The 13,152-nt window shown below is 39.6% G+C and carries 13 protein-coding genes; all 13 read right to left on the bottom strand.

Features of this window, described 5'->3' with window-relative positions:
- Positions 1-61: 61 nt before the first annotated feature.
- The 13 genes from SM124_RS13080 to SM124_RS13020 all read right to left on the bottom strand — a co-directional run bounded on the left by SM124_RS13080 (position 62) and on the right by SM124_RS13020 (position 13,148).
- Positions 62-1,273 carry an ABC transporter substrate-binding protein gene (locus SM124_RS13080; protein WP_322446971.1) on the bottom strand — a complete coding sequence of 404 codons (1,212 nt, stop codon included), beginning with the start codon at positions 1,271-1,273 and terminating at the stop codon, positions 62-64.
- A 94-nt stretch (positions 1,274-1,367) separates the two neighbouring features.
- Positions 1,368-2,075: an ABC transporter ATP-binding protein gene (locus SM124_RS13075; RefSeq protein WP_322446970.1), complete on the bottom strand. Its 708-nt coding sequence runs from the start codon at positions 2,073-2,075 to the stop codon at positions 1,368-1,370.
- Positions 2,068-2,832 carry an ABC transporter ATP-binding protein gene (locus SM124_RS13070; protein ID WP_322446969.1) on the bottom strand — a complete coding sequence of 255 codons (765 nt, stop codon included), beginning with the start codon at positions 2,830-2,832 and terminating at the stop codon, positions 2,068-2,070. The genes SM124_RS13075 and SM124_RS13070 overlap by 8 nt, the downstream gene beginning before the upstream one ends.
- 2 nt (positions 2,833-2,834) lie before the next feature.
- A complete protein-coding gene (locus SM124_RS13065; RefSeq protein WP_322446968.1) occupies positions 2,835-3,848 on the bottom strand; it encodes a branched-chain amino acid ABC transporter permease in 1,014 nt (337 codons plus the stop codon).
- Entirely contained in the window at positions 3,848-4,711 is an 864-nt protein-coding gene (locus SM124_RS13060; RefSeq protein ID WP_322446967.1) for a branched-chain amino acid ABC transporter permease, read from the bottom strand. Before SM124_RS13060 ends, SM124_RS13065 begins: the two co-directional genes overlap by 1 nt.
- A 49-nt stretch (positions 4,712-4,760) precedes the next feature.
- Positions 4,761-6,437 (bottom strand): long-chain fatty acid--CoA ligase, encoded by a 1,677-nt coding sequence (locus tag SM124_RS13055; protein ID WP_322446966.1) that lies wholly within the window; start codon positions 6,435-6,437, stop codon positions 4,761-4,763.
- Positions 6,438-6,488: 51 nt separating this feature from the next.
- Positions 6,489-7,448, bottom strand: a complete 960-nt coding sequence (gene lipP1, locus SM124_RS13050; RefSeq protein ID WP_322446965.1) for a LipP1 family hormone-sensitive lipase — start codon at positions 7,446-7,448, stop codon at positions 6,489-6,491.
- Positions 7,449-7,502: 54 nt separating this feature from the next.
- Positions 7,503-8,675, bottom strand: a complete 1,173-nt coding sequence (locus SM124_RS13045; protein ID WP_322446964.1) for a thiolase family protein — start codon at positions 8,673-8,675, stop codon at positions 7,503-7,505.
- Between the two features lie 121 nt (positions 8,676-8,796).
- Positions 8,797-9,198: a MaoC/PaaZ C-terminal domain-containing protein gene (locus SM124_RS13040; protein WP_322446963.1), complete on the bottom strand. Its 402-nt coding sequence runs from the start codon at positions 9,196-9,198 to the stop codon at positions 8,797-8,799.
- A complete protein-coding gene (locus SM124_RS13035; RefSeq protein WP_322446962.1) occupies positions 9,195-9,647 on the bottom strand; it encodes a MaoC family dehydratase N-terminal domain-containing protein in 453 nt (150 codons plus the stop codon). Before SM124_RS13035 ends, SM124_RS13040 begins: the two co-directional genes overlap by 4 nt.
- Before the next feature lie 20 nt (positions 9,648-9,667).
- Positions 9,668-10,432, bottom strand: a complete 765-nt coding sequence (fabG, locus tag SM124_RS13030; RefSeq protein ID WP_322446961.1) for a 3-oxoacyl-ACP reductase FabG — start codon at positions 10,430-10,432, stop codon at positions 9,668-9,670.
- A gap of 89 nt (positions 10,433-10,521) precedes the next feature.
- Positions 10,522-11,697 (bottom strand): acyl-CoA dehydrogenase family protein, encoded by a 1,176-nt coding sequence (locus SM124_RS13025; protein ID WP_322446960.1) that lies wholly within the window; start codon positions 11,695-11,697, stop codon positions 10,522-10,524.
- Positions 11,698-11,933: 236 nt separating this feature from the next.
- Positions 11,934-13,148 (bottom strand): acyl-CoA dehydrogenase family protein, encoded by a 1,215-nt coding sequence (locus tag SM124_RS13020; RefSeq protein WP_322446959.1) that lies wholly within the window; start codon positions 13,146-13,148, stop codon positions 11,934-11,936.
- Positions 13,149-13,152: the final 4 nt, after the last annotated feature.

Here is a 13,152-nt window from a genome sequence, read left to right as displayed (position 1 = left end):
GTACTAGGAATATTCAACAAAATAAAAGCCAGCAGTCATAAAAACTGCTAGCTCTCTCTTATTAATCCACTTTAATCGGCACAATCTCACCGTTTTCAACAGCTGCAACAATTAACTCTGCTTCAAAACCACCATTTGCATCAATAGTAGGAATCACATAAACCTTTTTATCCTCTGGTAAATTGTCTAACCCATCTTGCATATGAGCTCTAATTTTTTCCGGATCATCTACCGATCCAGCCGCTTTCATTGCCTCTACAAAAATATGCATCGCAATATAGTTTAATCCCGCTTCAGAACCTGGATCTTCCTTGTATTTGGCGTTATAGTTCTTGACGAAATCTGGAATCGCTGGACTGTCGGAGTTAACTAAAGGCATGACCCCAATCGATCCATTTAACAATTCGTAAGAACCAGTCACTCGTTTCATTTCATCAAATTTGGCCTGATCCATGACGATGAATCCACCTTTGAACCCTAATTCTCTCGCTTGTTTGGCCACTTTCGCTGTTGGTTCAGATGCCCCACCGATAAACAAGACATCCGGCTTTTCTTTTAAAGCATTGGTGATTAAAGTAAAGAAGTCCGTTTCCTTCGTGAAATCAATCGAAGAGTTGAAAACTACTTCCCCGCCTTGTGCTTCCCAATGAGGCTGTAATTTTTCAGCCCAGTCTTTTCCGTATTGTGAAGCAGTAGGTAAAAACGCTATTTTCTTTCCGAAATTATCCATTGTATATTTAGTAAACGGTTCAATATAGCCGTCATATCTTGGAGGAATTCGTACGGTTAATTTATTTCCTGTTTCAGTAATCTTAGGTTCACTTGTGTATGCTCCAATAATGAATTTATCCTGTTGGTTAAATACTTGTAAGGCAGCTACTCCACCACTATGAGGAGTGAAAATAATAGGGGTTTTATTTTCTTGCATCAGTCTCTTTGCATTGGCTCCCGCTTCATTCGGTAGGTACTTATCATCTAGTGATACGACATTAAGCTTATATTTCTTACCGTTGACTTCAAAACCGCCAGCATTATTAATCTCTTCTGCTGCCATTTTAACTCCGTTTAATGTACGCTCACCATAAAGTGCAGCAGGTCCACTTAGAGGTCCAGTATAACCGATGTTGACCATACCCACTTCTGCACTGCCTTTATCATCTGTTTTATTCGGATCTTCCGTTGTTTTAGTAGGCTCATTCGTGTTGCAGGCAACCAAACTAAACATGAGAACAAAAATTAAACTCAAAAAGGATAGCATTTTTGTTTTTTTCATCCGATTTTTCCCCCTTATAAATTTATTTCTAAAAATTCTGAATTCGAAAGTGATACCTCCTGCCGACCACCTCCTCTAAAAGTAAGGAAGGCAACTATGCACCTATATAAGCTTTCCTAATTTCATCGTTAGAAAATAACTCTTCTGACGTTCCTTGAAGAACAACGGAACCATTTTCAAACACATAACCTTTATGAGCAATTTTTAACGCCGCATGGGCATTTTGTTCCGCTAACAGAATCGTTGTCCCTTCTCTATTAATCTTCTGTATGACTTCAAACATCTGTTCGACAATTAGCGGAGCTAGCCCAATAGATGGTTCATCTAATAGCAGGAGTTTTGGTTTTGCCATGAGTGCTCTGCCAATCGCTAGCATTTGTTGCTGTCCACCGCTTAAAGAACCTGATGCATCGTGTTGTTTTTCCTCTAGGATAGGAAATAATTCATACACATGCTCAAGTGTTTCTTTAATCAGCTTTTTATTTCTTCTATGAACGTAAGCTCCCATTTTCAAATTTTCATAGACTGTCATAGCCGGAAAAAGCTTTCTTCCTTCTGCACATTGGACAATCCCTAATTGCACCTTCTTTTCTGGAGCCCATTTCCCAGTGGACATTCCTTCAAAAAGAATTTCTCCCCGAGAGGGTTTATTTAACCCACTAATCGTCTTGAAAGTAGTACTTTTACCAGCCCCATTGGCTCCTAGTAATACAACCACTTGCCCTTCTTCCACCTCAAGATTAATATTTTGAATAGCGGTAAAACTGCCATATTTAACGTCAACGTTACTTAATTTAAGCAATGGCACTCCCTCCTAGATAAGCTTTAATAACGGTTGGATTATTTCTAATCTCTTCTGGAGTTCCCTCTGCTATTTTTTCACCATAATTTAAAACCATGATTTTATCTGCAAGCTTCATAATCATCTGCATTTTGTGTTCAATTAAGCAGACCGTAATGCCTTTTTGAACCATTTTTTTCATCAATTCTGCTAAACCTTCTGTTTCATCTGGATTCACCCCTGCTGCTGGTTCATCAAGAAATAAGATTTCAGGATCCGTAGCAAGTGCCAATGCAAAAGCGGTACGTTTCTTTTCTTCCTGTGTTAAACTACCAACAAGCTTCCCCGTCACTTTTTTTAATCCGGTAAATTCAATGACTTCCATTGCTTTTTCACGGCATTGTTCTTCTTCTAGCTTTAATCTCTTCGTTCGAAAAATTGCATCAAGTAAGTTTGATTTTGTACGCAATCGATGTCCTACAATTACATTATCCAAAACAGTTGCTTGCTCAAAGAGATTCGTTGTTTGAAAGGTGCGTGCGATTCCGAGTTCTGCTATTTTATTGGACGGCATGTTCGTAATATCAATTCCTTTGAAGATCACTTTTCCAGCACTAGGAGGGTGAAAACCACTAATTAAATTGAAAAAAGTAGACTTCCCAGCACCATTTGGTCCAATGATAGCATTGATTTTCCCTTTTTCGATGGAAAAATCAACTTCATTGACTGCAACTAACCCTCCAAATTTTTTTGTCAATTGTTGTGTCACTAAAAACATGGTTACCCCTCCTTTACTTGTTCATTTGAAATGACTACCGCTTCGGTTTTACTAGATTGTAGTTGCTTTTTCATTTCTCTCTTTGCTTTCCATGTGTAAAAGGCTCCTACAATTCCTCTTGGATAAAAAATAATGAGTAATGTTAAAACAGGACCGAATATCAACATACGATAATCCTGTAAAAATTGAAGTTGTTGTGAAATCCAAACAATTAAAATCGTCCCAACGATAGGACCAGACAAGGTGCCAATCCCACCAATAAGCAGATATGTTAATAAATCAAAGGTAATGACAATATTTCCAATGTCCGGTCCAATAAAGCGGACAAATGAGGCATAAAGAGCACCTGCTAAGCCGGCAAAAAATGTAGATAGAACAAAGACGGTCAGTTTATTTTTCGTTGTAGAAATACCAATCGTTTGGGCTAAATCTTCGCTATTTCGAATTGCGATATACGTTCTTCCTGTTAACGAATGTACGATTCTATACATCACAAGCACGACTAATAATAGAATGAACAATACTAAATAATACTGAGATAAAGGGGTCTCAAAGCTCAGGGGACCAATGTTTCCTGGAGCAGGGATCCCAATCAGACCACGCACACCTTCCGTTAGACTATCCCACTTATCAATAACGAGATAGATGATATATCCAACACATAAGGTATAGATGGCAAAAAAGTGCTCTTTCGTTCTTAAAGCGACTAAACCGATGAGGAATCCTAAAACACTAGTAATCAATAAAGCTAATACAAATGCCAACCAGAAGTTCATCTGTGCTTTTACCGTTAATATGCCTAATGAGTAGGCTCCTATAGCAAAAAAGCCGGCGTGTGCTAAGGAAAGGTAGCCCGTGTACCCTGCTAATAAATTTAAGCCGTATACGCCAATCATCCAGATGAACGAAAGAGTCATTACGTGAATAAAGTATCCATTTTGTGTGATGAAAGGAAAGACTATGGCAAATAAAATGAAGGCAATAATGATGTTCCTCTGATTTAGTATCTTAGCCATTAATGTCCCCCCTTTGCAAAGAGCCCAGTTGGTTTAACGGATAGGATTACGACCAGGAGAACAAAAGCAATGATATCTTTATAATCATTAGATAGATAGGTAGCCCCTAGGCTTTCACTAAGTCCTAATATATACCCACCAATGATGGCCCCTGGTATGCTGCCCATTCCACCAAGAATGATAATAACAAAGGCTTTTAGGATAACGAGTTGACCCATACCAGGAAAAACGAGATTAATAGGCGCCGTTAGCGAACAGGCAATGGCTGCTAATCCCCCTGAGATAAAGAAGGTTAACATCGCCACTTTGTTTGTATTAATTCCAACTAAACTTGCTCCATCCCGATCCTGGGACATAGCGATGATGGTAGACCCTGTATATGTTTTTTTCAAGAATACATAAAGGAGGACCATGACGATAATTGCAAAGAAAATGATTAGCAATCTTTGCATCGTAAAAGTTAACCCAAAAAATTGGACCACTTGCCCATATGGGGAAGGCATCATTTGGTAATCGGCCCCCCACACGAAATGAGCAAATGCTTCTAAGAATAACAAAATTCCAATTGCGGCAATCTTATCATGGATTGGTGGTGCTTCCCGGAGCGGGTAAAACACAAACCTTTCCATCAAAACACCTAAGAAACCAACCACAATGATCGAAACAAAGATAGCAATCCAATAATGGAAACCAAACTTGGTCATCATCGTTAACGTAACGTATCCACCCATCATATAGAGGGCACCGTGGGCAAAATTTGGGATGTGCAATATTCCATATACAAGCGTTAATCCAAGAGCAACAAGGGCATAGACACTACCAATGGTTAATCCGTTAAACAACTGTTGAATGAAAATCTCCATGTTTCTCCTCCTTATTTAAAGGGTCATTGTTTACACGTTCAGGAGGCTTCTATCTAGATTGTTGTTCCGCTTTTTCCCATTCCTCTTCCTGAAGCTTTCGCCATAAAATTTTCCCGCTACTCGTCATTGGGAACTGTTTTCGAAACTCCACTTGTCTCGGATATTTATAAGCAGCCATATGCTGTTTGGACCACTCAATAATCTCTTCTTCCGTGATTTGGTTTTCATATCCGTCATTTAAGATGACAAATGCTTTCACCGATTCTCCTCTTTTAGAATCAGGAACACCAACTACAACAGCTTGCTGTATGGCTGGATGTTTATACAGGTAGGACTCAATCTCTGTTGGCCACACTTTATAGCCGGACGCATTGATCATTCTTTTTACACGATCAACCATAAAGAAGTACCCTTCCTCATCATAACGACCAATATCTCCTGTTCTAAAGAACCGTTTCCCATCCAATTCGATGAAAGAACTTCTATTTTCATCGTCTCGGTTATAATAACCCACCATTACTTGCGGACCATTCACCACAATTTCGCCAATTTCTCCAATACCTAGTTCCTTGTTGGTAGTCGGTTCTATAATACGGGCATCAACATCGAAGGACGGAACACCTAAGCATTGCATCTTTGGTCGATCCGGTGGATTAAAATGAGTTTGGGCGATCGTTTCAGATAGTCCGTAACCTTCAACAAATTTTAATCCAGTTAGGTTGAATAGCTTTTCACCAACCGCTTCCGGTAGAGCTGCTCCCCCACCTGAAATGGATACTAACGAAGAGATGTCTTCCGGTTTCAAATTTGGATTGGCTAGGAAATCAACAATCATGGTTGCAATCGCTACCCAGTGAGTGCATCCTTTCTCTTTTATAAGTTCAACGGCATTTTCACGGTTCCATCTTGTTAAAATAGCCATCGTACTTCCACTAAAGATTGGCATGTGCATACTATGAACCATTCCGGTTACATGAAAGAGTGGTAAAGTCATTAAATGAACCGCATTCGTTGTAACTCCTGACCAATGATAAGCTCCTACCGTATTGGCTTGAACGGTTCGATTAGTGTGTATACATCCTTTCGGTAGTCCGGTAGTTCCTGACGTATACGGAAGGACAACTAGGTCATCTGCCTTCATCGTGTGTTCAGTAGGTTGGAAGTTCGCTTCAATGGCTTCATTCCAAAGATAGTGATTTGATACGTTAAAAACGGCTCGAGGCGCTTCCACCTCAGGAGGTAATGTCCCTTTGAACTCTTCTCCTTTGTAATCGGAATAGGCAGCAACCACGACATGTTCAAGGGAAGTCGAATTTAACAATGGCTGAACTTTACTATAAAGTTCCTGACCAACTATTACGGTTGTGATTCCACAATCTTTTATATAAAAACTCAATTCGTCTGCAGTTAACATCGGATTAATAGGAACGACGACGGCATTCGCTCTTACTAATGCGTAAAAACCAATCACAAACTGTGGTGAATTTTGCATAAAAAGTAATACCCGATCTCCAGTCTCAACACCTAATTTTTGCTGAAGAAATCCTGCTAATTGGTTAACCTCTTCTTCCAGCTTTTTGTATGAGAGGGTGTTACCATAAAAATATATCGCATCGTGCTCAGGATAGCGTCTTGCACTCACATATAAATTTTCATATAGAGACGTAGCTGGCACGGTTAACGATTTAGATATTTTAGGCCAGTGGTTAAAATGCAATGTTTGCATGAGCAACTCTCCTTTACTCTTGTTCTAACCTAGAATAGAAAATCTGAGACTTTAAATGTTCTCAGTAGCCTTGTTTCTACTTCTTGCTTTTAATTCACGAGCAGCCTCTAACATGGCGTTTTTACCATCTTTAAGGAACTCCGTCATTCCTAGGAATCCATGAATTAATCCTGGAACGCAAACATATTTCGCTTCTACACCCGCAGCTTGAAGTTTCTTTGCAAAATTCTCTCCTCCGTCACATAACGGGTCGTACTCGGCAGTCATAATATAGGCAGGTGGCAAAAGTGGTGTGATATCGTCTGGAATTAACATAGGAGCGGCTAATGGATTTTGTGTATCAGCAGGACTGTTTAAATATTGCTCGCGGAACCAATTCATCGTTGATTTGGTTAGGTAATAACCTTCTCCGTATTTCTCATAGGAAGGGGTAAGCTCATATCCAGTTGATGGATAAAACAACATTTGATAAGCAATGGAAGGACCTTTTCTAAGTACCGCTAAATAACCAACAACTGCAGCTAGATTCCCTCCCGCACTGTCTCCCCCAACGGCAATAAAATTTGAATCAATCGATAATTCTGCAGCATGGTCAAACACCCATTTTGTTGCTAAATAGGCGTCTTCCACGGCAACCGGGAATTTACTTTCAGGGGCAAGGCTATAATCGACAGAAACGACGATACAATCTCCTTCATTTGAAAGAGTATGGCACAAAGCATCATGTGTCTCGATATTGCCAATCACCCAACCTCCACCATGGAAATAGACAAGAGCAGCTTTTTCTTCACTAGTCCCTTCAGGTGTATACACTCTAACACGTATCTCATTTTGAAACCCTTTGATCATCAAATCCTCTGTCTTAGCTAGCTTTTCAGCCTTACTCAATAGATTCGCTGACAGTTCAAAGCTTCTTCTGCCTTCTTCAAGCGATTGTTCCTCAAGCGGAGGAACCCCTCTTGAAGCAAACAAATCAAGTAGTGCTTTAACTTCAGGGTGTAAACTCATCATTCCATCTCCTTTATGTAAGCGTTATCATTTTGTAAAAATAGTATCTCGTTTTCTCTAAGACTCTCTCTCGATAATAGTGGCAATGCCTTGCCCTCCACCGATACAAGCGGTAATTAAAGCATATCTACCATTGATTCTTTTTAATTCATAAACGGCTTTTGTTACTAAAATTGCTCCTGTTGCTCCTAATGGATGGCCATGAGCAATGGCACCACCGTTTACATTTACTTTATCTAGATTCATTTGAAGCTCCCGATTACAAGCGATGACTTGTGCAGCAAAGGCTTCGTTAATTTCTATTAAATCCATGTCATTCAAAGTAAGACCCGATTTTTTTAACACTTTTCTAACTGCAGGGACAGGTCCGATTCCCATTACATTAGGGTCAACACCTGCTACTGCCTGTGCTCTAATCACGGCCATTGGTTGAAGATTTAATTCTTCAGCCTTTGCTCGAGACATTAGAACAAGGGCTGCTGCTCCATCATTCAATCCTGAGCTGCTTCCTGCTGTTACGCTACCACCTTTTAAGAAAGCTGGCTGTAGTTTGGATAGCGCTTCTAGTGTAGTCTGTGGACGCGGATGTTCGTCTTGACTAAATACAAAAGGTTCTCCTTTTTTCACAGGAATCGTGATCGGTAAAATTTGTTCATTAAATCGACCTTCTTCCATTGCTCTAGCCATTTTTTGTTGACTGTTATAGGAAAACTCATCTTGTTCTTCTCTAGAAATCTTGTATTGTTCAACTAAATTCTCAGCTGTAATCCCCATCGGCGGGTCTCCCACTTCTTTAGGAGATAGCTGTGACTTTCTAAAACTTGGAGGAATCGGACTATATGGTTTTTCCGGGCGATCCATTAAGTAAGGTGCACGACTCATACTTTCAACACCACCCGCTACATACACGTCTCCCACACCAGCTTGAATGGCTTGAGCCGCTAAATTCATAGCGTTAATCCCTGATCCACATTGACGGTCCACCGTTAAACCAGGGATTTCGAGTGAAAGACCCGTCTGTAAAGCTGTTAATCTAGCAATATTTCCGCCACCACTTATCACATTTCCCATAATAACGTCATCTATCATTTCAGGTTGAATGTTTGCACGTTTAATGGCTTCCTTAATGACTTCTGCCCCAAATACATGGGCCGGTACCGTCGCTAATGCTCCGCCCTGTTTTCCAATCGCCGTTCTTACAGCTGATACGATAACAGCATCACGGTTCATTCATATCACCTCTTTTTCGTAAAGAACACAAAATATTCAGTTTATTTAACTTAAAAATAGGATTCTATCCAACTCGTTATATTACCAAGATAGAATCCTATTATGACTATGCTTCATTTGTTTAGTATCTTCTGTACAAAACCTCTCCTGATAGAACGTCACGACCTTGTTCGTTAACGGCTGCAACGTTAAAACGTAATACATTTTCTTGTTTTTCATTTAGCGTTGCTTTTAAAGTAACGACATCATGAAGGAAAACCATTCCTTTGAAACGAATGGTATAATCTTGGATAAACCCTTCTTCATAGAAACTAGTAAAAAGCTTTGCTAAGTTCCCCATTGTCCACATACCATGTGCAATGATTCCTGGTAATCCTGCTTTTGTTGCTTCTTCATCAATCGTATGAATCGGATTAAAATCCCCTGAAGCACCTGCATATTTAATTAAATCTAGTCTGCTTACAGGAGCAAGTCGAATTTCTTCTAATGAATCCCCCACTTGTAACTCATAAAGTGTTGTCATTTTCCAATCAACGCCTTTCTTACAGCTTCAGAGATAATGACAGTCTGTGTGGAAGAAAACACTACCTTTCCATCCTTATCCTCTCCATAGCTCTCAATGACTAAAAATCCAAGCTCCCCCATGGAACTAGTTTTGTCGTAATAATCTTTTACTTCCGAATAACAAACAATCTCTTCACCAATTAAGAGAGGTCTTTCGTAATGATATGTCTGCTCTCCATGAATTAACCCCTTATTTGGTAGAAAGAGTCCTTCTATTTCCCCATAATCAAATACTCTAGGAAAAGTTGGTGGGGCAATATTACCCTTATACCTAGATTGAAGGCCCGTTTCTTCGTCCAAATAAATAGGATGGAGATCCCCAATCGATTCGGCAAACTTCTTTACAGCGCCTCTTTCAACGATATTTTTTACTCTGTTTGATTGCTTACCAATATATGGTTTGAACATATTACTTCCTCCTTTCCTGACTAGTTTTTAGGGCCGCCTGCTACATAGATGACTTGGCCGTTAACGAAGGAAGACTTCTCATCAGCAAAGAAGGCAACAGCATTAGCAATGTCAGCTGGTTTTCCGCTTCTTCCAACTGGGATATTGGCAACACTATGTTTGATTAAATCATCAAAGGAAATGCCAATTCTACTAGCTGTTTCTCTAGTCATTTCTGTTTCAATAAATCCTGGAGCAACAGAGTTAGACGTAATTCCGTATCTTCCTAGTTCAATTGCTAGTGTTTTTGTAAATCCTTGTAATCCTGCTTTTGCAGCCGCATAATTGGCTTGACCACGGTTTCCTAAAGCAGATGTAGATGAAATGTTAATGATGCGTCCATATTTGTTTTCTACCATATACCTTTGGACAGCACGGGCAGCATTAAAGGATCCCTTCAAATGAACATCCATCACCGTTTGCCAATCATTTTCGGTCATTTTAAATAGCAAATTGTCACGGATGACGCCTGCATTATTAACGAGAATGTCTACAGAACCAAACGTATCATAGACTTCTTTCACTGTTTGTTCTACTTGCTCAGCGTCTGTTACATTCGCAACCTTTGAAAAAACATCATATCCTTTTTCGCGAAGTTCACTCGTTGTTTCTACTAGAGCTTCTTCATTTAAATCAATAAAAGCAACTTTTGCTCCTTCTGCTGCAAAATGCTCAACAATTCCTTTTCCAATACCACGGCTTCCACCTGTGACAAACGCAACTCTCCCGTCAAATCTTCCAGCCATCTATTTAAACCTCCTGTACAATTTTATGTTAAAAGAAATTTTTGTTACCACTAAGACACTTTAATGGTCAGTATCCCAAATGGTAACGCTTACAGAAATTGACCAATCTTTACATGTCCTTTTAATAAATCCCTTGCTAAAATCATACGTTGGATTTCATCGGTTCCATCATAAATTCTCCAAAGCCTTGCTTCACGGTACCATCTCTCAATCGGTAATTCTCTTGTGTAACCCATTCCCCCATGAATTTGTAGAACACGATCAACGACCCGATTACCCATATTCGATCCATATAATTTTGCCATAGAAGCTAAATGGCGATTATCTTCACCGATATCAAGAGTGTAGGCAGCATTCAGGACAAGCCATCTTGCAGCTTCTAGTTCTACAGCAGAGTCTGCAATTTGCCACTGAATCGCTTGTCGTTCCGCAATCGGCTTTCCAAATGTCACACGTTCTTTAGAGTAATCAATCGCCATTTGAAGTAATCTTTCTGCCGATCCAACGGCTCTTGCTCCAACAATCCAACGGGCAAATCCAATCCACTCTAGACCGAGTTTATATCCGCCGTCTACTTCTCCTAAAATATTTTCCTCTGGGACTCTAACATTTTCAAAAACTAAGCCTGCCGGACCCCATTCACCCATCGTATGTATATACTCGGATTTCCAGCCCATCTCTCTGTCTACGATAAAACATGTCACTCCATCTCGGCCGGTAGCCTGATGTTTTTCTTTATCTGTAATGGCAATAACCATAACAAAATCAGCTTCGTTTCCGCCCGTAATGAAGGTTTTTTCTCCATTAAGAACCCATTCATTCCCATCTTTTACAGCAGTCATTTTTATATTTCTTGTATCAGAGCCAGCACCTGGTTCCGTCATGGCAAAACAAGATTTCTTATCACCATTGATAGTAGGAATTAAATATTTTTGTTTTTGCTCTTCATTTGCATAGTATAAAATATTATCAGCAGATCCACCGAACTGGAAAGGAACAAATGTTTTAGACACTTCCATTAGAACAATTGCCATCATCATTTGGCCAAGATCTGCTCCACCGTACTTTTCCGGTGTATTAATTCCCCAGAAGCCTGCTTCCTTTGCTTTTAATTGGAGTTCTTTTAGTTTTCCTGAAGGTAGGCTCGGTCTTCCTTCTCTTTCGTTTCTTAGAACATCATTTTCGAGAGGAATGAGTTCTTTTTCAACAAATCGACGTATCGTTTTTTGTACCATCTTTTGCTCATCCGTTAAGCGTAAATGCATTCTATTCACTCCAATCTAGTAATCTTTATATTTTTGCTACCAAAATTATATGTGTGTCAAAACGAAAACATACCTACCGGTTGGTATGTTATTTACATTTTATTTAGAAATTTCTGAAAATACAAGAAAAATTTGTGAGGGTAATACAAATATTCACTAGTTCATTACTTATATTTCTACTAAAAGAAAGATTTTCAATCTGACCCTCTCTAAATGTACCTAGAGAGGGCATTTTTCTAATTTAATATATTACTAGCAGCGCTTTCAAACGGCCAGGCTGGAAGTTTTCTTGATAATGGTTTATCTTCTCGATATCCTAGAACATACTCCGCTTGCATGACGGTATGAATTTCTCTTGTCCCTTCGTATATAACAGGGGCTTTGGCATTTCTTAAGTATCTTTCTACTGGATATTCATTTGAAAAACCATATGCACCATGAATTTGTACAGCATCATTAGCTGCCTCGTAAGCATAATCACAAGCACACCATTTAGCTAGTGATGTTTCTCTTGTATTTCTTTTTCCTTCATTTTTAAGCCAGCCGGAACGGTAAACAAGTAATCTAGACTGCTGCAAACCTGCTTCCATTTTCGCAATCATTTGCTGAACGAGTTGATGACGTCCAATTTCTTTCCCAAAGGTACTTCTTTCGTGACAATATTTCAAGCTCGCCTCTAAACAGGCCATAATCGTTCCACACGCACCAGCAGCAACGGTAAAACGACCATTATCAAGAGCAGACATGGCGATTTTAAAGCCTTCTCCTTCTTTTCCAACCAGATTTTCTTTAGGTACTTTCACATTGTCGAAAAAGAGTTCGCCTGTATTACCCGCACGAATTCCTAGTTTTCCTTTAATTGCTTTAGACGAAAATCCTCCCCACTCTCGCTCAATAATGAAAGCAGAAATCCCATGATGTTTTTTGTCTTTATCTGTATAGGCAAATACTAGGAAATGATCGGCGACATCACATAGGGAAATCCATGTTTTTGACCCATTTAAAAGGTAGTAATCTCCACGATTTACAGCTGTCGTTTGCATAGCAGCAACATCGGAGCCAGCATTCGGTTCAGTTAACCCAAAAGCGGCTACTTTTTCCCCTTTAGATTGAGGGATTAAGTACTTCTGTTTTTGTTCCTCGTTAGCCCATTGAAGAAGAGTCATACTGTTCAACCCTGTGTGAACCGACACGGCGGTTCTAAAGGCTGTATCTCCCCGTTCCAATTCCTCACACACAATGGCGAGGGAATTATAATCCATGCCGATCCCGCCGTATGATTCCGGAATGCATACACCCATTAATCCTAACTCAGCTAGTCGTTTTAAAATGTTCGGCTCAAAATAATGATTTTCATCCCATTCTTTGATGAAAGGCATAATCTCTTTATCAACAAAACTTCTTACCGTTTTTCTAAGTAATTCCTGTTCTTCGGTGAAAGCAAAATTCATCAAA

This window comes from Robertmurraya mangrovi, from assembly GCF_034427655.1.
Taxonomy (GTDB): Bacteria; Bacillota; Bacilli; order Bacillales; family Cytobacillaceae; genus Robertmurraya_A; species Robertmurraya_A mangrovi.
The sequence above is the reverse complement of the archived record's forward strand: the minus strand, read 5'-3'. Positions and strand labels throughout refer to the sequence as shown.